Source organism: Acidicapsa dinghuensis (assembly GCF_025685685.1).
In the GTDB taxonomy this organism is placed as follows: Bacteria; Acidobacteriota; Terriglobia; order Terriglobales; family Acidobacteriaceae; genus Acidicapsa; species Acidicapsa dinghuensis.
Window position 1 is genome coordinate 205,309 of sequence record NZ_JAGSYH010000008.1, and the last position, 21,142, is coordinate 226,450.

The 21,142-nt window shown below is 55.7% G+C and carries 17 protein-coding genes; 7 read left to right on the forward strand and 10 right to left on the reverse strand.

The features are described from left to right. Window positions 1-48 precede the first annotated feature (48 nt). The gene (locus OHL22_RS21825; RefSeq protein WP_263341874.1) at window positions 49-1,152 is read left to right on the forward strand and encodes an SIS domain-containing protein; all 1,104 of its coding nucleotides are present in this window, start codon (window positions 49-51) and stop codon (window positions 1,150-1,152) included. Here OHL22_RS21825 and OHL22_RS21830 read toward each other — a convergent pair. Together OHL22_RS21830 and OHL22_RS21835 are read right to left on the reverse strand one after the other, a co-directional pair. Further along, complete coding sequence (locus tag OHL22_RS21830; protein ID WP_263341876.1) at window positions 1,139-1,906, reverse strand: ThuA domain-containing protein; 768 nt, start codon at window positions 1,904-1,906, stop codon at window positions 1,139-1,141. The genes OHL22_RS21825 and OHL22_RS21830 overlap by 14 nt on opposite strands. Further along, complete coding sequence (locus tag OHL22_RS21835) at window positions 1,903-2,715, reverse strand: ThuA domain-containing protein (RefSeq protein WP_263341877.1); 813 nt, start codon at window positions 2,713-2,715, stop codon at window positions 1,903-1,905. The genes OHL22_RS21830 and OHL22_RS21835 overlap by 4 nt, the downstream gene beginning before the upstream one ends. 88 nt (window positions 2,716-2,803) lie before the next feature. Between OHL22_RS21835 and OHL22_RS21840 the strand changes: the two genes are divergently transcribed. Further along, window positions 2,804-3,949, forward strand: coding sequence for a YVTN family beta-propeller repeat protein (locus OHL22_RS21840; protein ID WP_263341878.1), 1,146 nt, complete (start codon window positions 2,804-2,806; stop codon window positions 3,947-3,949). A 13-nt stretch (window positions 3,950-3,962) separates the two neighbouring features. On the opposite strand, the gene OHL22_RS21845 is transcribed toward OHL22_RS21840, so the two are convergent. The 3 genes from OHL22_RS21845 to OHL22_RS21855 form a co-directional block, all read right to left on the reverse strand. Then, complete coding sequence (locus tag OHL22_RS21845) at window positions 3,963-6,254, reverse strand: GH92 family glycosyl hydrolase (protein ID WP_263341879.1); 2,292 nt, start codon at window positions 6,252-6,254, stop codon at window positions 3,963-3,965. Then, the gene (locus OHL22_RS21850; RefSeq protein ID WP_263341880.1) at window positions 6,251-7,501 is read right to left on the reverse strand and encodes an SH3 domain-containing protein; all 1,251 of its coding nucleotides are present in this window, start codon (window positions 7,499-7,501) and stop codon (window positions 6,251-6,253) included. The genes OHL22_RS21845 and OHL22_RS21850 overlap by 4 nt, the downstream gene beginning before the upstream one ends. Before the next feature lie 164 nt (window positions 7,502-7,665). Further along, window positions 7,666-8,847 carry a lactonase family protein gene (locus OHL22_RS21855; RefSeq protein ID WP_263341881.1) on the reverse strand — a complete coding sequence of 394 codons (1,182 nt, stop codon included), beginning with the start codon at window positions 8,845-8,847 and terminating at the stop codon, window positions 7,666-7,668. Between the two features lie 188 nt (window positions 8,848-9,035). On the opposite strand from OHL22_RS21855, the gene OHL22_RS21860 reads away from it, so the two are divergent. Continuing rightward, window positions 9,036-10,064: a M28 family peptidase gene (locus OHL22_RS21860; RefSeq protein WP_263341882.1), complete on the forward strand. Its 1,029-nt coding sequence runs from the start codon at window positions 9,036-9,038 to the stop codon at window positions 10,062-10,064. 673 nt (window positions 10,065-10,737) lie between these two features. On the opposite strand, the gene OHL22_RS21865 is transcribed toward OHL22_RS21860, so the two are convergent. From OHL22_RS21865 to OHL22_RS21875, 3 genes are all read right to left on the reverse strand, one after another. Beyond that, the gene (locus OHL22_RS21865; protein ID WP_263341884.1) at window positions 10,738-11,652 is read right to left on the reverse strand and encodes an ornithine cyclodeaminase family protein; all 915 of its coding nucleotides are present in this window, start codon (window positions 11,650-11,652) and stop codon (window positions 10,738-10,740) included. A 45-nt stretch (window positions 11,653-11,697) separates the two neighbouring features. Further along, window positions 11,698-12,594 carry a creatininase family protein gene (locus OHL22_RS21870; RefSeq protein ID WP_263341886.1) on the reverse strand — a complete coding sequence of 299 codons (897 nt, stop codon included), beginning with the start codon at window positions 12,592-12,594 and terminating at the stop codon, window positions 11,698-11,700. Window positions 12,595-12,865: 271 nt separating this feature from the next. Then, a complete protein-coding gene (locus tag OHL22_RS21875; protein WP_263341888.1) occupies window positions 12,866-13,453 on the reverse strand; it encodes a hypothetical protein in 588 nt (195 codons plus the stop codon). A gap of 331 nt (window positions 13,454-13,784) precedes the next feature. On the opposite strand from OHL22_RS21875, the gene OHL22_RS21880 reads away from it, so the two are divergent. Together OHL22_RS21880 and OHL22_RS21885 are read left to right on the forward strand one after the other, a co-directional pair. After that, window positions 13,785-16,253: an ABC transporter permease gene (locus tag OHL22_RS21880; protein ID WP_263341890.1), complete on the forward strand. Its 2,469-nt coding sequence runs from the start codon at window positions 13,785-13,787 to the stop codon at window positions 16,251-16,253. Window positions 16,254-16,441: 188 nt separating this feature from the next. Next, window positions 16,442-17,944 (forward strand): glycosyltransferase family 39 protein, encoded by a 1,503-nt coding sequence (locus OHL22_RS21885; protein WP_263341891.1) that lies wholly within the window; start codon window positions 16,442-16,444, stop codon window positions 17,942-17,944. Window positions 17,945-18,053: 109 nt separating this feature from the next. Here the strand turns inward: OHL22_RS21885 and OHL22_RS21890 are convergent, their stop codons facing one another. Next, window positions 18,054-18,494 carry a DUF2203 domain-containing protein gene (locus OHL22_RS21890; RefSeq protein ID WP_263341893.1) on the reverse strand — a complete coding sequence of 147 codons (441 nt, stop codon included), beginning with the start codon at window positions 18,492-18,494 and terminating at the stop codon, window positions 18,054-18,056. A 168-nt stretch (window positions 18,495-18,662) separates the two neighbouring features. Further along, window positions 18,663-19,823 carry a quinolinate synthase NadA gene (gene nadA, locus OHL22_RS21895; protein ID WP_263341895.1) on the reverse strand — a complete coding sequence of 387 codons (1,161 nt, stop codon included), beginning with the start codon at window positions 19,821-19,823 and terminating at the stop codon, window positions 18,663-18,665. A 272-nt stretch (window positions 19,824-20,095) separates the two neighbouring features. On the opposite strand from nadA, the gene OHL22_RS21900 reads away from it, so the two are divergent. Both OHL22_RS21900 and OHL22_RS21905 read left to right on the forward strand, forming a co-directional pair. Beyond that, window positions 20,096-20,461, forward strand: a complete 366-nt coding sequence (locus OHL22_RS21900) for a nuclear transport factor 2 family protein (protein WP_263341896.1) — start codon at window positions 20,096-20,098, stop codon at window positions 20,459-20,461. A gap of 64 nt (window positions 20,462-20,525) precedes the next feature. Then, on the forward strand, window positions 20,526-21,089 hold the full coding sequence (locus tag OHL22_RS21905; protein WP_263341897.1) for a YdeI/OmpD-associated family protein: 564 nt from the start codon (window positions 20,526-20,528) through the stop codon (window positions 21,087-21,089). Window positions 21,090-21,142 lie beyond the last annotated feature (53 nt).

Genomic DNA, 21,142 nt, shown 5'->3' on the forward strand with positions numbered 1-21,142 from the left:
AGATTTTGTTCTGCTGAGCAAAGGAAGGAAATCGGGGAGGAAGCACGCATGCGGTCAGCAACGCAAACATCGCCACGATGGGTTGGAGGCGTAGAGCCGCCGAAAGAGCTGTTAAGCGCCACAGGCACCGAAATTCTGGAGCTCGAATGCCGTCAGCAGCCGGAAAAGCTGCGCACACTTATTGAGGCTTATTCGTCCGATCCCACCGTCTGTGAAGAACTCGCCCAACTGAGGCAGTTGGCACAGCAACCAGGCTCCGTCTTGTTCCTTGGCATGGGAGCATCCTACTGCTCGGCGATCGCGGGCGCGACACATCTACAGTCGCATGGCCGTTCCTCTTTCGTTCTCGATGCAGGCGAATGGCTCCATTACGGCGTCAGCACATGGAAGGAAGCATCACTCTCGATACTACTCACCACATCCGGCGAAAGCGCAGAGTTGGTCGAGTTGATGAAATCCGGCACGCTTTCCAGGCTCGGTCTCATCTGCAACAACACCGCTAGTACCTGCTGGAATCTCGCTGAACATCGGCTTCCGATCCTGGCCGGTCCTGAATACGGCAATGCCACCAAGACGTATACCAACGCCACTGCCGCCGCCATCATCACTGCTGCCGAGATACTCGGCCAGTCCTGGATAGAAGAAGCTCGGCATGCGACAAATGTTGTCACGACACATCTCGACAAAATCTTCGCGCAACGTTCAGAAATCGAAACTTTCTGCCGAGGCGCGGCAAACATCGAGATCATCGGGCGCGGCGCAGCATACGGTGCAGCCATTATGGGTGCCCTCACAATCCGCGAGATGAGCGGATTCCGCGCCGCGCCGCATACTGGCGCAGGCTTCAAGCATGGTCCCAATCTCGACGTAGACGCAACTCACGTCGCTATCATCTTTGCGCTCGGCCGGGCAGCATCGTTAGGAGTCAAGCTCGCACAGGAGTGCAATCGACGCGGTGGCAAGGTCGTACTCGTATCCGCAGAAGAGCACGAAGCAACGGCCACGCTTTATCCAATCAAGTTGGAGGCCGTCGCTGAACCGTGGGAAGGCATCACCGGGATCCTGGTCCCCCAGGCGCTCACGCTCGCCATGATCGAGCGCAACGGCTGCCGTCTCCCGCCACGTTTTCAATATGGCGTTATGGAACAGTAGAGCCAAGCCACAATAACGCATTATCGAAGAGCCGATTCTGTATCGGACTATCGAATATCTTTTCGCCATGGCCCATGTTGATATAGAGCATGCGATAGCGCGTGTTCGTCCAAACCACGGGCACATCACCGCCGCGAATTGTGTCCTTAAGGCCAAGCGGAAAATTCGATTGGTCAAGTGACAGCAGCACCTTCACATCTTTGTTGAGCCTCGGGCTCGGCTTCCAGATGTACCACTCGTTTATTGGAGAAGTGAACGTCGCTGGAAGGCCTTTCGTGACCGGACTTGCGTGATCCTCTACGTCCAGCAGCGCCGGCAGTGGAGGCCAACTGTTGCCATAGAAAACTGTCCCTCCAAGAAAATCAACAAACCACGGCCAATGCGTTCCCTCATCATTGAATGCGGCAATGTGAAACCCAAGCCATCCGCCGCCATGGTTCATGTATTCTTCGAATCCCTTGCGCTGCGCATCGGTATGCGGAAAATCATCGAGCCACAACACTACCTGCACATCCTTCAGGCGCGTCTCGTTCAGATCGTCCCAGTTGCTCGTCGTCGCAAAATCAAATTCATCTTTCTTCGCCAGCGCGGCATAGTACTTCATTGCCTGTTCAGCAAAGAGAACGTGATCCTTCTCCACATTGGTGGAGCAGAAAGCCAGCACGTGAAAATGGCGATGCTCCGCATGTGCAACAGGCAGGCAAAACGCCATCAAGAGCGCAACGGACAGATAACGAAAGAGAAGACGAATCATTTCTGGCTAGCCCACAGAATTGCATTGTGAAAGATCGTGGTGTAAGCAGCATTCTCAAACAGATCCGGATGGTGCCCCATGAAGATGTACACATTGCGAGCCTTCATGTGCTCGTTGCTCCAGATCACCGGATGATCGCCACCCATCTTGATATTCGTGTTCGGTGTGTACGAGTTCTCATCGACAGTGGCCAGCACATGCACGTTAGGCCGAGGTGATTTGTTATACGTGTACCACTCCTCATCCTTGACTACAAAGCTCTTCGGAACACCCTTCATGACAGGGTGATCTGTCGCCTCTACATGCACAGTTGCAGTCGCAAAGGTCGCGATGTACTGCGTATACCGAATGCCACCCATAAAATCCGAGAACCACTGCCACATCGGGTAGCCATCGAACTCACCGAGCAGCGTCGCATGATGAAACCCTATCCATCCGCCTCGCCCCTCTTCGATGTAACGCTTGAAAGCCTCAACCGCCGCCGGCTTCCACGCGTACGGCGGATAGTTGAGCTGGATAAAGAGTTGATAATGCGAAAGGAATTCGTCGTTGATCTTGTCCGTATTCTGGATATAGTCGATGGCAAAATTGTCAGCCGCCGCTTCCTTCGCCAGCCAGATCTTCGCCGCATCCACAAATGGCTTATGGATGCCGCCGGCTTCGGCAATTGCTATCACGCGAAACTTTGGTTTGCTCTCCTGAGACTGTGCTGTGAAAGGCATCCACAGAGCAATCGTGCAGAAAATAAGCGCGGTAACTCGACGCCACACCTTCAATCTTGCAGTTTGCACATGATTCAAAACAGACATCAGCAGGCTCGTCCTCCGTGCATCTGTGCGAATACGAAAATTCTTTCGTTGCACACTCAGGCTTCGCGACAGATACTTAGTAAACAACATGAAGTATCTCACCCACACCACGCCCTGCATAGCAGAACTTTCTCGTCAATGCCGACTTCGCGTGCGTCGCGTTGCGCGATTCGCCGTCATCGCGCCTGCGCTTCTTGTTGCTGCATCGTACGCGTTCGCAGCGCCTGGCGGTGCTCCAGACGTAGGATTGCTAAATCCCGCCGCTGCGGCATTCAACACGTCCTCCGGCAAAGCATATGTGGTTGATCAGTATGGCCGGCGCGTTACCATCACCAACGATGCAACCGGCAAAACCAGCTATGTCACGGTTGGCGCAGGCCCGGTGTCGATAGCGGCAGACACCGCCAATGGGCGCGCTTATGTACTCAACGCCGACGATGGAACTGTCAGCGTTATCGACGGACAAAACGATGCCGTTATCGCAACGCTCAAGGTCGGCGATCATCCTTACTCCATAGCCGCCGATTCAAAAACCGGAAAAATCTATGTCACGCGCACCTACAACAATCACCTGATGATCATCGATGCAGAGACAGATCAAGTGTCGAGCGTGGTCGCCGGCTCACCCGATCTGATCACTGTCGATCACACAACCGGTTCCGTCTACATGCTCAGTTACGAAGGTGGCAATCTCAAGACGATGGACGGCACCACACACGCGATAGCAGCGACCGCCGTAGGCATGCACGCATGGGGCATAGCGGTGAGCGATGCTACCGGCACACTCTACGTTACGCGCCCAAACAATGCGGAGCTTGCTATTATGCAGCGCAGCGAATCTACGATCCACCATATCAAGACCGGCAACATTCCCTGCGCTGTAGCAGTGAACACGAAGACGAATCGCGTCTACACCGCGAACTACGCCGACAACAGCATCACCGTCATAGATGGCTCAAACAATGCAGTCATCGCAACCATCCCCACAGGCCACCGTCCCGAAGCCGTTGCCGTTGACTCCCTGCACAATCGCATCTATGTCGCAAATACTCAAAGCAACAGCGTCACCATCATCGACGGCGCATCGAATCGCGCGATCGCCGCTATTGCCGCTGGGCATGCTCCGTACGCGCTTGCGGTCGATGCAGCCCGCGGCATTGTGCATATAGCGAATGCTGACCAGACCCATCCCGCAACAACCATCGACGTAAGCCCCTACAACACTGCACGATAACTGTTCCGAAAAACTACGGCTGTGGATTCGACATCGAAGGCGGCGCATCGCTCGACGCGCTGCCCCACGAGTAGTTCGGCTTGTCGCCCATCTCCAGCACCAGCGTTCCACCTTGATCGATATCCGCATGAAGGAACCACGGCTTATTGAGCGGCTCGCCATTCAATTGAGCCGACTGGACGTACTTGTTCTGCGCCGAAACATTGTGCGCTTCAATCGTGAAATCCTTCCCATTGCCCATGCGAATCACAGTCTTCTCAAAGATCGGGCTGCCGATCTCATACACCGGGCTGCCGGGACACACAGGATAAAAACCCATCGCGCTCAGCACATACCACGACGACGTTTCGCCACCATCATCATCCCCCGGAATGCCAAGCGGCCCATCACCATACCAGACATCCATCAACTGACGCACGCGCCTCTGCGTCTTCCACGGCTGGCCTGAAAAATCGTAGAGATACGGGATGTGGAAGCTAGGCTCGTTACCCTGCGCATAAAGTCCGACAAGCCCCGTCGCATCCGGAAACTGCCCAAGAAACGCAAACTTCGACGTGCCGTACTGCTCAACAAAGAGCCGGTCAAGCTTCGCATTGAACTTATCGCGTCCGCCCATTTGTTGGATCATGCCGGCAACATCATGCTGGACGCCAAACGTATAGAGCCACGCATCTACTTCCGTAAAGTAATCACGACCACCCTGCCCACCACCTAGCTTCGGATCGAAATGCACAACCCAGTTACCATCCGCACTCTTCGGAGCCATGAATCCGATTGCTGGATTATAGAGATTGGCATAGTTGTGCGCGAGCTTTGTGAAATAGGTGGCATCCTGTTCCTTACCAAGAGCTTTGGCAAGCTGCGCCACGCTCCAGTCGTCATAGCTGTTTTCAATCGTGACAGAAACAGCCTGACGCTTCTCACCCGTCACAGCCGGCACAGTCTCTTTCTCGCCCCACGCCAACGCAGGAAAGAACCCTTTATCGAAATACACCTTGTCGAGGCTTGTCAGCGGCCCGCGATTCCACGGCAGCAGCGTCGTTTCTGTCGCATTCTTCTTCATCGCCGCATAAGCCTGCTGCACATCAAAGTCGCGATAGCCCTTGTTGTAGAGATCGAGAATCATCGGCGACGCGTGATGCCCAATCATCACCTGCTGATCGCCCGCCACTGAGGGGAACGATGGCATCCATCCGCTCTGCTCATACATGCGGATATACGAGCGCACCATGTCTTCCTGCCGGTGCGCATCGAGCAATATCTGCAACGGATGCAGCGAGCGATACGTGTCCCACATACCGTCATCGATGTAAAAATCGTGCCCGTCGGCATTGTGTACCTTGTAGTCGTATCCGCTGAAATAGCGCCCATCTTCGGTGATATCAGTCATACGGCCCATCGACCGCCACAGCGCCGTGTAGAAAATCGTCCGCTGTTTTTCGGTACCTCCAACAGTATCCACTTTGCCAAGAGCGCTGTTCCATTCATCACGCGTAGCGCTTTTCAGCTTCGCAAAATCCCACGTTGGAATCTCGCGCTCCAGATTGCTCTTTGCCTGCTCCGTGCTGATGTACGAGATGCCGACCCGCACCTCGACTACATCGCCAGCCTGCGCCGTTGCATCCGAAACAAACCCGATGTGATTGCCGCTCTGTTGCGCCGCGTGAGCAAGCTGAGTTCCAGCCCACGTCTGATACGAAGCGATGGGTTTCGAAAACTCCGCATAAAAATACTGCGATGTCGTACCCGATGCATGAACGAGCTGCCCAATAGGTCCATCGAGCTCTTCACTTCCCTGCACCGCATGGTCGTTCACAACCTCAATGTGGCTTTTCTTGCCAAGGCTCAGAGCCAAATGCGCGTGCTGCGACGCCGGAAACGTAAAGCGATAGTAGACAGCTTCCCGGCTGGCCGTCAGGTCTGCGTGGATCTTCCATGTTTGCAAATCCGCCGCATACTCATACGGAGTCGCAGTCTCGAAATCATGATCGAAATCCGACGCATACGCAGCAAACGAAGTACTCGCTTCGCCGGTCGAGGCCATCAACACCGCAGGCCCTGCTGGAAATCCATAAATCTTGTCCGCAAGATAACGATCCTGGATGCCCGGCGTCGTAATCGGCGCAATGCGCGCCATGCCATGCGGCCATTGCACGTATGGCATCGTCGCGGTCAGCAGAATGCCAATGCTGCCGATATTCGGGTCTACATAATCGACAGGCTGCTTCTGAGCAAACAGCGCGGAGCATACAACGGCCATTGCGGCCACAGTCGCAATCGGAGACAGTTTCAAGGATCGGTTCATCGCCTCTTCTTTTTCGGAGCTTTAGCCTTGGCGGCATCTGCGGAGTCGTGACCCAGTATAATCGGCGCCATATCCGCACCCGTCCGCTTCACCATATTTCCCTCCAGGCGAAACGAAATAGTCCGCTCTGAAACAGGGTGCGTAACTCCCGTTTCCGAATCCACTTTCACATCCTGTCCATTTGCGATGGCGAAGCTGAAAACCGGCTCATCCTGCCCATTCACATTTTCATGCGTAATCGTTACAGGCAGGTAGCCACGCAAGCCGCGCATACGATACGCCGTCTCGTACCGGTGATGATTCAGGCTCCAGGTGAATATGCGCACCTGATCAAAGTCATACGGCAGGCCATTCTTCGGAGGAGCAAGCACCGTCACATATTCCGTCATCTTCTTCGGTGCAGCCGGCGCAGCGGAACCATCGGCAGATGCACCGTCACCGCTATCCGAGATCATGGTCTCGCGCTCTTTGCCCTTCTTGCCCCGCTTAGCCTCGCGTCCGCTGCCATCGTCAATTACGGTCGTCAGCGGATACGCGGCAATCATGCGTTGGTCTTCTGAATATTGCCCAACCTCATCGGGCACATCCACATCCACTCGATTCGCGAGCAGCCATCCCGTATGTCCGCTCGCGTCGCGCACCAGCCACCAGTCTTCCATCGGCGGTGGCGCTGGCTGTTCCGTTTCCAGGCCCGCATTCCGTGCGACAGCTTTGCCGGAAGAGGCTGTCGTCGAACCGGAGTTTGGCCGATAAGCCGACGGCGTCTTTGCGTTCACAGCAGGCAACGGCGCTCCTGGCTGCACCTTCGGCACCATCCCTCGCTCAAGCATCTGTACCTTGGCGTTACCCGGAATCAACAAAAAATGCTGTGTCTCGCGCCCCGGCAGAACGTGCATATAGAGATCGTCGCGCAGCACTCCATTCGCCACCACTGGATCGTTCGCATGCTTCTTTGCCAGATCCTCGAACTGTGCGTAGGTGCTGTCGTCAATGATGGAGTGATCCTCAAGCCAGCCGATCTCGCCCTTGGGTGTTTTCACCTTTACAAACCGCTTGCCGCGTTCCAAAACTTCGAGTGCCTCGCCATTGGTCACCAGAGCAACGCGATTCGATACGGCAGCCACGCGATCATGCAGGTACACCTGCCGCGCAGAAACGTACACATGCTCCTGCGGCTTGACATGAAAACGGGAGCAGCCGGCAAGCATCACAGTCGAGAGTGTGAGACCAGCTAGTACGTTGCGCAAACGCAGAGCGCGTGAAGCGTCGCACAGTCGTGAACGAAAGGATGGAATAAAAAACAGGGTCACGGTACCGCAGTCTGGCTTAAGGATAGCAAAGCCCCTACTTAACCGCGGCGAATCGCGGTACTACGGTCACAAGGCGCATCCCTTGAGTCAATTGCTCTTGTTTAATGCGAAAGCGCAATACCGTTCGACAGCGATGGATTGGAGGATGCTGTCGTCGCCGTCGTCTGCACATCCAGCGTTCCTGCAGTCGTCGCATCGTACTTGTACAGCCACAGGTTCGGATTCGTTCCGTAGCCGATCACTGACACGTAGCTCTCTGTACTGTCTTCGGCAATGCCCACGGGTAGCTTTCCAGTCGAGAAAGGCGATCCACTCAAAGCAGTCAAAACGCCCGCGCTGGCTGAGAAACCTGAGATTGTGCCGTCCGACTCGTTCGTCACGTACACATATGACCCGGTCGGCTCGGCAAGTATCGCCGAGGGGCCAATGCCCACGGGTACATCCTTTTCCGCGCTCGTAACCAGATTGGCAATAGGAAAGGTGCGCAGCGAGCCGGCTACCGCGGTCGTAGCCGTGCTTGCTTCGGCTATATACAGATATGTCGAAGTGGGATCGACCGCGACCGCATTGTCAGCCACGTTTATCGCCCCTGAGGTCAATGGAATCGCTACACGCGAGCCCCACGGCGTACTCGTTGTTGCCGTAGGGCTGAAGCCGAAGGCATTGACTCCACCTGTGCCCAGGGAAACAAAAACGTTCGCGTTCGCCGGTGACATAACCACCGTCGGATTTGTTGCGGCAAATGTCGATGTCGCCGGATACACGCTTCCGGTGGGCACTCCTTGCGTCGAGTCGATCGGAAGAGCATCAACTTCGGTCGACTTCTGATAGGTAATGATCAGCCACGAACTGGTAGCATCAACCGCCACGGACTGCGGAATCAGTCCATTCTGGTTAAAATACGCGACATTCCCGTTGTTTCCTTCGGTAAGCGCGCCGCCCGTTCCGATCGTATAAACGAAGACGCCAAGGCTCGTGGCGACAAAAAGAAAGTCGTTATTCGGCGCGACAACAATGGAGGTTGGTAAAGCCGGCAGCGTAATCGGACTGCCGCTTACTGCTGTCAAAACGCCGCTGGTATCCGTATATTCGGTGATCGTTCCGCCAGTCCCCGAGCTATTAACGTTTGTGACGTAGGCGTATGTAGTCGATCCGGTCGTGGTGCCGCCATTGTTGTTGACAGGCGTAAAGAAACCGCTGCAGCCCGTCAGCCCGAGAGCCATCGTTAGCGGCACAGCTACACCCAACCTGATCCACCTGCGCGGAGACAACCCGTGACTCATTCTTCAGACTCCCAGCCTGCGGCTGTAAGGAAGCGGCGCCAGGATTCTCCCGAATGCGGAAGGCGCCAACTCAGAATAGCGCAAACCTCACATCCAAAGCCTGCAATCGGCGTGGACGCTCTACGCTGCATAGATAGACGCAGAAACCATGCTAAACGCTTGCCGGAACTTGCATTTACAATCCGATCATGCGTTCCCGGCCAACCTGCGTTTTCACCCTGCTTCTCGCCGCCTTAGCAATTCTCCCATACGCCTCCGCCGCAACCAAACACAGCGATGCCATCTGCGCCCCATGCGTGCGTGCCGACCTTGGTTTTCTGGCCAGCGACGAACTGCACGGTCGCGGCTCAGGCACGCGCGACGAACACCTGGCCGCCCTTTACACCGCATCGCTCTTTCAGTCCTTTGGTCTGGAGCCGGCCGGTGAAAACAGCACCTACATCCAGCGCGCACCGCTGCCGAATCCCTTTCCGGATCGGCTGGCAGCTTATCTGAAAGCAAAAGGCTTCGACCAGAACCAGCGCACCGATACATGGAACACGCTGGCCCTGCTGCGCGGCACGGACGCGCCAGCGGCTCCGGCTCCGGCAGCCGACGTAATCCTGCTCACCGCACATCAGGATCATCTCGGTCTCGGCAATCCCGTCAACGGCGACTCCATCTATAACGGTGCAGACGATGACGCCTCCGGCACCACGGCAGTCCTTGAGCTCGCCCGCGCTCTCAGTAAAGGTCCGCGTCCCAAGCGATCTATCCTCTTTGTTCTCTTCGGATCGGAAGAACTGGGCGGCTACGGCAACCAATATTTTCTGGAACATCCTCCGGTTCCACTCACTCAGATCGTCGCCAATCTCGAATTCGAAATGATCGGCAGACCGGACCCGGCTCTGCCCAACAAGACCCTCTGGCTCACCGGCTATGAACGATCCGATCTAGGCCCGGAGTTGGCCAAGCACGGAGCGGCCATTTCTGCCGATCCACACCCGGATCAGCATTTCTTTCAGCGCTCCGACAACTACGCACTTGCGAAACGCGGCATCATCGCGCAGACCGTCTCCAGCTATGGCCTCCACAAGGATTACCACCAGCCATCCGACGATCTCTCCCACATCGACTTCGACTTCGTCACCAACTCCATCCAGTCGATGATCGAGCCAGTGCGATGGCTGGCGGACACCAATTGGCGTCCGGTCTGGAACACGGGAGGCAAGCCTTAGACTATTCCCTTGCATGCAACCGGGAAATAAGTCAGTGATAGCCCTTTGATCCAATTTGCCGTCCGTTTGCTGATACTAGGTTGCGTGTTGGCCGTGGGATTATCGTAACCCAATTTTCAGCAGCGAAACCCTCGGGCATCCTCGATGGTATGATTTCAGATTCCGGTCTCCGTCCAGCTCCGTCGCTGAGCGCAAGAAGAACGGGCTATTTCCTCTCGGTTGGTCTAGTTTTGCCCTTCCTAAATGCATTTCGAAACATTCTTCCGCCAATAAGAAAACACACAATTGCAACCACTCCAGGAGCCCAGCTGTTCCTCTCAAACCCCAATCCTGTGAAGGCTACCCCACCCAAGATGAAGAAACTACCGAATATCCCCGCACCAACGCGCTGAACCAGCGGAGCATTGGAACTTCCTTTGAATAGTGGATCTTCGACACTATGACTTCTCAGAAGCGTTTCAGCGAAAGCGAAGTTTCTTTGCTCCGCCTCGAACTCGCGGATTTTTCTCGTGCGTTTCAGCATCCCTTCACCCACATGGTTGCTTATTTTCTCCCCAAACATCCTCCAGCACTAACTAAATAATCGGCAGTCATCGCTGTATCTCCTCCCACAGTCCCTGTATGCTCAAATTCGGTGCAGTGTCCAATGGAATAGGTTTCAAGTTATCGTGAACTATCCGCACTGCAGCGTCTCCCAAGCCAGCGCCGCACCGGTCAAGTCTTCGATTGCCATGCCGAGCGACTTGAACACAAGACGGCCACGCACTGGCGGAACTGCAGTCCCAGCCAGGATCTCGCCAAGCTCGGCATAGACCTTTGCGCCCGAAAGCCGGACATCGCCAGATTCATTCTCCGATCCCTGCCGCGATTCAGCAATCAGGCATCCAGCCATCACCTCGTCATCCAGTTCGCGAAGCTGCGGCCCGACCGCTCCAACGGCAACAACCAGTGAATCCGGCCTCAGCCACTTACCCATCAGCACCGGCTGCGTAGCAGACGTTACCGTGATCACTACATCCGAATCCGCAGCGTGCTCGATCGGCACAGCCACAGCTCCCATCTCATCTGCCAACGCCTGCGCCTTATCTGCATTCCTGCTCCATACTCGAATGCTGTCTGCCTCTCGAAACGCAGGCCACACCTGCCGCAGCGCCTCGATATGCGCTCGCGCCTGTACTCCAGCACCAAGAATCCCCAGCGTCGTTGTATCGCGAGGCGCAAGCGTTTCCACTGCCACAGCCGAAACCGCCGCCGTGCGCATCTCCGTAATCAGCCGGCCATCCATTGCGGCAATCGCCTCACCCGTCGCGCGATCGAGCAATTCAATCATCGCCAGGTGAGTGTGCCTGCCAAGCGCCGCGTTGCCCGGATAAAACGTCACCGTCTTCACCGCCATATACCGGCCATGAATCACCGGCATCACGGCGAACCACCCCGTCGGTGAACCCGCTTCGTCCTTCACACGCAACACACTGCGCAGCGGCTGCTCCACCTTGCCCGTCGAATAATCGATCAATGCCCGGCGAATAGCGGGAATCAGCTCCTCGTAGCTGAGCGCACCGCGAATCTGCTCTTCAGAGATATACATTGCAGACAGTCTACGGCGTCGCGCATCCCATTTGCAGAACACGGGCTACTGCGGCGTATCAAGCGGATGCTCACTCTTCTCGAAAAACTCTTTTTGCAGCCGCGGGCTTACATCATCCGCCTGAATGCTCTTAATCGCATTCGCTACCGAATCGATCCACCAGTTCATCTGGAACTCGCCAAGCTCGCGCGTCGCCGCTGACCCATCCCCCGCATAGTGATCCGGAAATCGTGCATACCACCAGATGCCCGTATACACGCCGTCTGGAAGATTCTCGCGATGCTGATCCGCACCCGACTCCGACTGCGCACGATCCATATGCAGCAGATCAGGACGCGCAATCATCATCTTCGAGGTCTCGCTCTCACCAGCATGCGCATCCACCGTCGTCTTCTTCTTTGGACCGCCCGAGGGCGGCGTGCGCTCGTCGAAAATATAAACCATGTAATCGTGCGGCTTATCCAGCTGTGTCTGGGCAAAGTACGGCAGCAGACTGTTGTTGCCTCCATGCCCATTCACGATCAGAATCTTGCGGCAGCCATTACGCCCCATCTCGTCCGTCGTCGCCTGCAGCAAAGCCAGTTGCAGCTCTCGCGGATAAGCCATCGTCCCCGGCTCATGCCGCGCCTCGGCGATCTGGCCGAAGTAATACTCCGGAAAAACCACAGCATATTGCTTTTCAACGGCGTGCAGCACAGCATATCGAACATCCAGCAGATCGGTGCCGATCGGCATGTGAGGCCCATGTTTTTCCAGAATGCCAAACGGCAACACGCAGGTATTTTTCGCCTGCACTATAGCCTGGACAAAATCAGGCCCGGTCAGTTCTTCCCAATGAGCTGACAACTTCGAGCCCGCGGACGTCTGCGCAAGCAGGCACGGCTGGCAAAACAAAGCAGCGCAAACAGCCGCGCTCAAAACAACATCGGAAAATAGGCTCATGCGAAAGCTCTCCGAAGAGGCATAATCCTCTCGGCGGATTGTAGCGGAACCGCGTGCAAGCGATATATGGCTCCTGTCCTACAACTTGAAGATCTGTACACCGCCGCAATCATTTTTGAAGCTATATGGTGCAAGCTCGCTGGAATCGAAACCCGTAGAAGCTCTCATAAATCTGTGAATACAGAAAAGCCCTCGTGCGAGACCCGCAATCAAAGCGGGTCTCAGATCGTCTGGTGAAACCGCAAAGACATATATGAGATAGCTTCTAGTCCTACCAGACGCGATAAGCAATTCCCGCACTAAGGTAGGGTCGATTGGCGAAATTCACTGGATTCGTCTGCCCAGAGATGAAATTCAGAACCTCGGCTTCACTGTATTCCGTATCGGTGCCTCCATCTGGATTCATCGCCCAGATTTTTCCATTGTCCTTGCGCAGCAGCACTGTATGGGTCTTCAGTGCTTGGGATTCGTAGAAACCCACGATAAGAAAGACCCGCGCATCGTCCTTGAACGCCGTTGTTACATCCAAGGCTCCACTTCGCGTAATCTGCGCGCTCTTCAGGCCAGCTTTATATTCCTTATAGTCGTCCGCAGCTGCCTGCTTCAGTCCACTGGTGATCATCTTGTTCTGGTGAAGCTCGGTTTTCATTCCCTCGGAAGTCAGATACAGTATTGCGCTGTGAGGCATGATTTCTTCTTTGCCTTGTATCGCAGATCGCTTCGTCAGACCCCATATCTTCATCTCGGTAGGCTTGTTGATGTCGGTATCGGGTATCTTACCCAACTCGGCAAGGGTGACCATGATTGCGACAGCGGTGCAGGACTGCTGCTGCGATTGTGGATAGCTATGACGCGCCATTCGCTTCCTCCTAAACCAAGGTTTGAAACCAGAATTTGAAGTCAGGATTTGAAATCAGGATTTAAGTTTTCGCAAAAATTGTACTCCATGGAAGTTAACCCGAAGACATGGCTCTTATCGCCAGTAAACAATCCGCGGCCTGGCGGCGAACGTCGTAAAGCTGCGCCTGATCCCTTCGCAGGTAACGGTCTATGCAAAAAGATATTTGCCGCGCAGCTACCGGAGGATATGCTTGACCCTATCATGCATGGCGTTACTCAGGTCCTGGCATGAATTGCGCAGTAAACAGGCTCGGTTGAGGTAGTAACTATCGAGTCCAGAAGGAGCAGTGATGCAGCGTGAAAATCATACCGGCTTCGCGCAGATTCTGAAGTCGTTGCGTACCGGTCTCAGCCAGGATCTTCGCTTCGCGCGTCGCCAGTTGGCTAGAAATCCCGGTTTCGCCATCACCACCATCCTCACGCTCGCGCTCGGCATCGGTGCCACTACTGCCGTCTTCAGCGTCGCCTACGGCGTCCTCATCGATCCTTTTCCTTATAAAGATGTAAATACCCTCGCCACTCCCAAGCTCTGCCAGCCTGACCAGCCCGAATGCAACTGGCGAGCATACACGCCCGAGCAGTTTCTCGAAATTGCCAGCAAAACCGACATCTTCAACGGCGTCACCGCTTCCACCGTCGGCATGGTCACGCTCACCGGTGGCCCTGAGCCAGAGCGTATCCGTGGCAACTACATCACGCCCAACACCTTCGACGTGCTCGGCGTGCATCCCGTTGCCGGCCGCGGCACCACAGAAGACGATGTACGCCCTGGCCACGAAGAAGTCGCCCTGCTCAGCTATCGCTACTGGCAGGCGCATTACAGCGGCAGTAACGCCGTGCTGGGCCACGTGCTCGATGTCGATGGCCACCCTCGCACCATCATCGGCGTCATGCCACCGCGTTTCCTGTGGCGCGGAGCCGACGTCTACCTGCCCATCGCCATCACCAACCAATACGAGATTGAGGGCCATCGCTACTTCACCCTCGTAGGCCGCCTCAAGCCTGGAGTCACCGACGCTCAGGCTGCGGTTGAGCTCAAGCCCATCTTCGACGAATTCTCCAAAGCCGCGCCATTCCTATTCCCCAAAGACCTGCGCCTCGGCATCCTTACCTTCCCCGAGATGTTCAAGTCCAACCTCGCCAGCACGCTCTATCTGCTGCTGGGTTCAGTTTTCGTCCTCCTCTTCATCGCGTGCGTGAACGTATCGAGCCTGCTGCTCGCCCGCGCCGTCAACCGCGAACACGAATTTGTGGTCCGCGCCTCCATCGGAGCTTCGCGCGTACGGCTCGTTCGGCAGACACTCACCGAATCACTGCTGCTCGCTCTCGCCGCGATGCCGCTAGCTCTTGGCATCGCCTACGCAGGTCTGCAGGCCATGCTGAGCATCGTCCCGCGCGATACCATCCCCGACGAAGCCCACGTCGCGATGAATACTCCAGTGCTCATGGCCTCACTCGGCGTCGCGCTCCTCACGGTGCTGATCTTCGGCCTCGCGCCCGCATGGCACAGCGCCAACCCTCGCCTCGCTGCCGTGCTCAACAGCGTTCGCTCCGGAGGCAGCCGCGCGCAACGCCGCCTGCTCAGCGGCTTCGTCATCACCGAGATCGCTCTTTCGCTGGCATTGCTCATGCTCGCCGGGCTCATGATTCGCTCGCTCGTTGCTGTCGAGTCCGTTCCCGTTCCCTTTCCGCCTGACCGCACGCTCATGATGGGACTGCCGCTCGACAACACACGCTATCCCACGCCCGACAGCCAGACCGGCTTCTCGCGCCAGTTGCTCGATCGCGTCCGCACATTGCCCGGCGTGCAGGACGCAACCATAGACGCAGCCTACCCATTCATGGATATCGACGCCGAGCGCGTCCAGATCCCCGGCCAGCCCGTCGACAAACGCGTCATCTCGCTCCATCTCACCGATCCCAACTACCTCGATATCTCCGGACTGAAATTAACCGCCGGCCACTTCCTCGACGAGCGCGAAATATCAGCCAAGGCGCACGACGCCGTGGTCAGCCAGAACTTCGTCCAGCGTTACTTCAATGGAGCAAGCCCACTCGGGCGCACCATCGCATTGCCCGAGTTCAAGGCCGATGGCAAGACCGCGCTCGGACAAACACCCTTCACCATCGTCGGCGTCGTCACTGATATGCCCTTCTTCATCGGCTTCCACGAAAACTTCCCGCACGTCTTCCTGCCCTATACCGTGGCTCCAGGCAACGCCGGCACCCTAGTCGTCTCCACCAGCCTGCCTGCGGATAGCCTGCTCAACCCCGTCCGCCAGGCCGTTTACGCCATCGACAAAGACCAACCCATCGTAGACGCCATGAGCATGCGCCAGATGCTCGACATGTACGGCTACGCCGGCGCGCGCTTTGCCTTCGTCCTCTTCGGTACATTCGCCGGAGCAGCGCTCGTTCTCTCACTCGTCGGCATCTACGGCGTGCTCTCCTTCATCACCTCGCAGCGCACGCAGGAGATCGGCATTCGCATGGCCCTCGGCGCCTCACGCAGCGATGTCATGTGGATGGTTCTGCGCCAGGCCGCACTGCTCGCAGCCTTGGGCGTTGCCGTCGGTCTGCCGCTCGCATTCTTCGCTGGCCGCTTCGCGAAAGATCAGCTAGTACAGACCTCGCAGCACGATCCAGTCTCAATGGCAATCGCAGTCTGCATTCTGCCATTACTGGCGATCATCGGCACACTCATGCCCGCACGCCGCGCCGCTGCAATCGATCCGGCGCGCGCACTGCGCGCAGAGTAAGACGATCTCGAAATTTCTCGCAGTTCTACTGAACTACGTTCCTTCGAAGTACGTACCCCAGATCGAGGACATATCGATTCGTGATGATGGTACGCACGGCACCACAGCAACTTAAACCAGTGGGGCGACAAATTAAAAAAGACACGGTTTCTCAACCCAGTGCATCCTCAAATAGCTTGATATCAGGCTTGGCTATCGTCTGCTGCGTTGCGCTTGTTCGCGTTGCTATTTACATCGTGGCGGCGCGTAACTATGGATATTTCCGCGATGAACTGTACTACCTCGCTTGCGGAGAGCATCCAGCGTGGGGATACATGGATCAGCCCCCGTTGATCGCGTGGATTGCCTGGCTGTTGGAGCATACGATCGGGGTTTCGCTCTATGCGCTGCGGCTCTTACCGATGCTGGCCGATGTAGGCTCCATCGTGTTGACCGGTCTGCTGGCCCGCAAACTAGGGAGCAAGCGCTGGGCGATGTTCCTGGCCTCGCTTGCCGTACTTGTTGCGCCAATCTACCTGACGCTTTCGCATTTGTTTACGATGAATGCCTTCGATCCACTCTTATGGACGCTTATTGCATGGTTTCTTGTGGATCTTGTTCAAACAGGCAACGAAAGGAACTGGTTGTGGATCGGAGTTTTGACGGGCATTACGCTGCTCAATAAATACGGAGTGCTGTTTTTTGTCGCCGGCCTCCTTGTCGGCGTTGCGTTTTCGCAATTGCGCCGCAGTTTTGCACGGCCTTGGTTCTGGGCAGGCGCTGGTCTTGCCACGCTTATCGCTCTCCCAAATTTCCTTTGGCAACTTCATTGGAATTTCCCCTTCGTTCAATTAGTGAGCAGCGTACGGAAAAATGGACGCGATGTGATGCTGCCGCCGCTGCCTTATTTGGCGCAGCAGTCGGAGATGATGGGATTTGTCTCATCGCTTCTGGTGGTGTTGGCGCTGTGGTTTTTGATTTCTCCCCGGGGCAAGCGCTACGCGGTTCTTGCCGGAGGATTCCTGAGCGTTTTGGGATGCATGCTCCTGCTGAAGGGCAAGTTCTACTACGTTGCACCGGTCTATCCCGTTGTCTTCGCTCCCGGCGCAGTATTTTTTGAGCAGTTGACGGATGCGCGCGTGATTAAGTGGTTCCGGCCAGTCTATGCATTGATGATGCTCTTGGTTGGAGCGCTGATTGCACCGACTGCGATTCCTTTACTTTCAATAGAACAGTACATCGCGTACACAAGGAAGCTGGGAATTCAGCAACAGAAATTCGAGAACCAGCCGGAAAGCCAGCTCCCGCAGATTTATGCCGACATGATGGGGTGGGAAGAGCGGGTAAAGATAGTAGCGGCGTATGTTCACTCTCTGCCGCCCGAGGAGCAGAAAGTAACGGCAATTGGAGCCTCTAACTATGGCGACGCCGGGGCCGTCGATCTCTTTGGGCCGAAGTACGGCTTGCCCAAGGCAATCAGCACCGCCAACAACTATTGGATCTGGGGTCCGCGAGACTATACAGGCCAAAGCCTGATTCTCATGGACGAGGATTCACCGGAGAAGTACGTCAAGAGTTGCAAATCTCTAGTGCTCGTTGCGCGCCCTGACAATCCTTATGCACGGCCTGATGAAAACCAGCCAATTTATCACTGCGTTGGATTGACCCCTGACCTTCAGACGTTATGGCCAGCTCTCAAACCATGGAAATAGATTCGATCTCTTCTTGCGAGAGAGTTCTCGATTTAAGAGCAATCCATCTGCAGGAGAGACCAGCGAATCAGGCACTTCAATCACATGCCTTGAACGCTTTCATGCGAAGCTAGTTCGGCCGATTATTCGAATCCGACTTCCGCCGGAAGCGCTCATCAATCGGCTGCCGCCCTTTGAATCCCGACTCCATCGTGTGCCAGTGCTCAATCGCAGCTTCACCGCTCTTCCAGCACAGCAGCACAATCTCATCATCAATGCGGCAAGGAAAATCCAGCAATCCGGTATCCAGATCCTTGATCTGCACACCGATCTCATCGATCTCGCTTACAAGTTCACGCGCCTGGCCCACATGCTTTTCCATCAGCCCGCGCCGAACCGCAACGCTACCAACATCCACCTTCATCCCGCCGGTCAGTTGAATACGCCGCGACAGCGCGTTTAACTCTGAGTCAATCGCTTCGGCAGCTTCCTTGTTCTCCATCGCCCGCTTCAGCAGCGACTCAACAAGTGGCAGAATGGATTGCGCTTCATCGAGAGTAAAAGTCTTCATGAGAAAATCGCGGCCCGAGAGTATGGATCCTTACCTCAAGGATACGCCCCTCGCACCGCAAAAGAAAGCACCGCAACAGTGCTTGCGTGTTACCTGCGCATCACAATTCAGTAACACGTAAACACTGCACGGAAGATTCTCTTCGAGCGCGATCTAGTTGCGAAGAACCTAGTTACGCGGACCAATCTCCAGCATGCGATCCAGCGCAATGCGCGCCCAGTGCTTCACCGGCTTGCGCACCTGGATGCGATTGACCACATTGCCCTCGATCAGGTTCTCCAGCGCCCACGCCAGATGCTGTGGACTGATGCGATACATCGTCGTGCACAGACATCCCGCATCATCAAGCGTGATGATCTTCTTGCCCTCAGACGCAAAGCGCTTCGCCAGCCTGTTGACCAGATGAATCTCCGTCCCGATTGCGAAGACCGAGCCCAAAGGCGCATCCTCCACAATCTGAATCAGCCGCTCCGTCGATCCCAGCGCATCGGCCTTCTGGCAAACCTCCCAGCGGCACTCCGGATGCACAATCACCTGAATGCCCGGATACTTCGCGCGCACCTGATCCACATGCCCCGGCAAAAAACGCTGATGCACCGAGCAATGGCCTTTCCAAAGAATGATCCTGCTCGCCTCGAATGCAGCTTTCGTTTGCCCACCCTGCAGCGCCCACGGATCCCACACCGTCATCTCATCGAGCGGAATACCCATCGCATAACCAGTGTTGCGGCCCAGATGTTGATCGGGCAAAAAGAAGATCCTCTGCCCACGCACAAAGGCCCACTCAAACGCCGCCCGCGCATTCGATGAAGTACACACCAGTCCGCCACGCTCACCGCAAAACGCCTTGATCGCAGCCGACGAATTCATATACGTCAGCGGCACCAGGCCATCGGTCAAGCACAGCTTTTCCAGCACTTCCCACGCAGCTTCCACCTGCGAAATCTCTGCCATATCGGCCATCGAGCAGCCGGCGTGCAGATCAGGCAGAATCACCTGCTGAATCGTGTTGCCGTTCGCGTCCTGCCGTCCAAGCAGATCGGCGCTCTCGGCCATAAAATGCACGCCGCAAAAGATCAGATAATCCGCGTCGGTCTCCGCAGCAACCTTCGAGAGTTTGTAGCTGTCGCCGGTATAGTCAGCGAAACGGATCACTTCATCGCGTTGGTAGTGATGGCCTAGCAGCAGCACGCGAGAGCCAAGCGCGACCCGCGTAGCAGCAATGCGGTCATCCATAGTGTGATCGGGCAGGTCGAGATAATTCTCTAAACTGCAAGATAGCCGGGTATCGACTTCGATCCCGGGTACTTCCTCTAACAAAGAAGTCACCGTATATTCCGCCTTCAGTTTGTGCGCCTGAGAGACACGCAAACGGGGATGTTGAAAGCAAACGGTTGCAGTGGATTCGCTGCCAAAGGCCCAACCCACGGGGATGTTGCAACCCTTTCATCATTGGACGCGAGCATCATGTGCGCCGATGCTAAAAACCAGCGCGAACGCTCACATCCCTTCTCTCTATTGTAACGTGGATGTAGCGGTCAGCACTCGCGGACACCGTCCCTCCGCACACCTGAGCAACCTTCTCACCTTAGGAGCCGAAGATGACGAACGATCGCGAACTTCTCAACGCAGCCTACGCGCACTTCAACGCACGCGAACTCGAAGACACGCTGGCCCTCATGCAACCCGATGTGCTGTGGCCCAACGGCATGGAAGGCGGCTGGGTCCACGGTCATCAGGGAGTGCGCGACTACTGGACCCGCCAATGGGCCATCCTCGATCCCCATGTCGATCCGGTCGGCTTTCAAGCCGAGCCCGACGGACGCATCGCGGTCTCAGTGCATCAGGTCGTTCACGATAAAACCGGCGCACTTCTCATGGACCTGATGATCGAACACGTCTACCGCATCGATAACGGCCTGATTCAGAGCATGGAGATTCGCGACAAGCAACAGACGACAGAGTAGGAGCGATTCCATACCAAAGATCCTCCATCGCAGATCGCGAAGATACAAGACAGGAACACAATGTATGCAAACCTTGCATTTCAAAACAGCTGTGGATTTCCGGCATTGGTTGGAGAAAAACCATGCGGAATCAGAGGGCATATGGTTGCACATTTTCAAAAAAGATCCGCTTGAGAAACCCCTGACCTATGCTGAAGCGCTTGATCAGGCGCTTTGCTATGGCTGGATCGATGGTCAGAAGAAGTCCTTCGACAAACTGTCATGGCTCCAGAAATTCACACCAAGACGCCCCAAAAGCGGTTGGTCGAAAATAAACACTCAACATGTGGAACGCCTTATGAAAGCAGGAGAGATGACCCCTGCGGGGATGGAGGCGGTTGAAGCAGCAAAAGCTGATGGCCGATGGAAAACCGCCTATGCTTCATCCAGGAATGCTAGCCCGCCGGAAGATTTTCTGAGGGAATTGAGTAAAAGTAAAAAAGCGGAGGCGTTTTTCAAGACGCTAAACAGAGCTAATGTTTATGCGATCGTTTATCGCCTCGAAACGGCAAAGAAGCCCGAAACCAGAGAAAAACGGATGCAACTGATTCTTGCCATGATGGAGCAAGGCAAATCATTTCATCCTTGATCCTACGTTACATTTGACCCTTTCCTAACCATTTCCCATCGGGTTGCCCCCCA

Coding starts and splice junctions, on each gene's coding strand:
- OHL22_RS21900 (WP_263341896.1), top strand. CDS start 20,096: ATGACGAACGATCGCGAACTTCTCAACGCAGCCTACGCGCACTTCAAC.
- OHL22_RS21880 (WP_263341890.1), top strand. CDS start 13,785: ATGCAGCGTGAAAATCATACCGGCTTCGCGCAGATTCTGAAGTCGTTG.
- OHL22_RS21875 (WP_263341888.1), bottom strand. CDS start 13,453: ATGGCGCGTCATAGCTATCCACAATCGCAGCAGCAGTCCTGCACCGCT.
- OHL22_RS21890 (WP_263341893.1), bottom strand. CDS start 18,494: ATGAAGACTTTTACTCTCGATGAAGCGCAATCCATTCTGCCACTTGTT.
- OHL22_RS21855 (WP_263341881.1), bottom strand. CDS start 8,847: ATGAGTCACGGGTTGTCTCCGCGCAGGTGGATCAGGTTGGGTGTAGCT.
- OHL22_RS21825 (WP_263341874.1), top strand. CDS start 49: ATGCGGTCAGCAACGCAAACATCGCCACGATGGGTTGGAGGCGTAGAG.
- OHL22_RS21830 (WP_263341876.1), bottom strand. CDS start 1,906: ATGATTCGTCTTCTCTTTCGTTATCTGTCCGTTGCGCTCTTGATGGCG.
- OHL22_RS21905 (WP_263341897.1), top strand. CDS start 20,526: ATGCAAACCTTGCATTTCAAAACAGCTGTGGATTTCCGGCATTGGTTG.
- OHL22_RS21845 (WP_263341879.1), bottom strand. CDS start 6,254: ATGAACCGATCCTTGAAACTGTCTCCGATTGCGACTGTGGCCGCAATG.
- OHL22_RS21860 (WP_263341882.1), top strand. CDS start 9,036: ATGCGTTCCCGGCCAACCTGCGTTTTCACCCTGCTTCTCGCCGCCTTA.
- OHL22_RS21835 (WP_263341877.1), bottom strand. CDS start 2,715: ATGTCTGTTTTGAATCATGTGCAAACTGCAAGATTGAAGGTGTGGCGT.
- OHL22_RS21870 (WP_263341886.1), bottom strand. CDS start 12,594: ATGAGCCTATTTTCCGATGTTGTTTTGAGCGCGGCTGTTTGCGCTGCT.
- OHL22_RS21840 (WP_263341878.1), top strand. CDS start 2,804: ATGAAGTATCTCACCCACACCACGCCCTGCATAGCAGAACTTTCTCGT.
- OHL22_RS21865 (WP_263341884.1), bottom strand. CDS start 11,652: ATGTATATCTCTGAAGAGCAGATTCGCGGTGCGCTCAGCTACGAGGAG.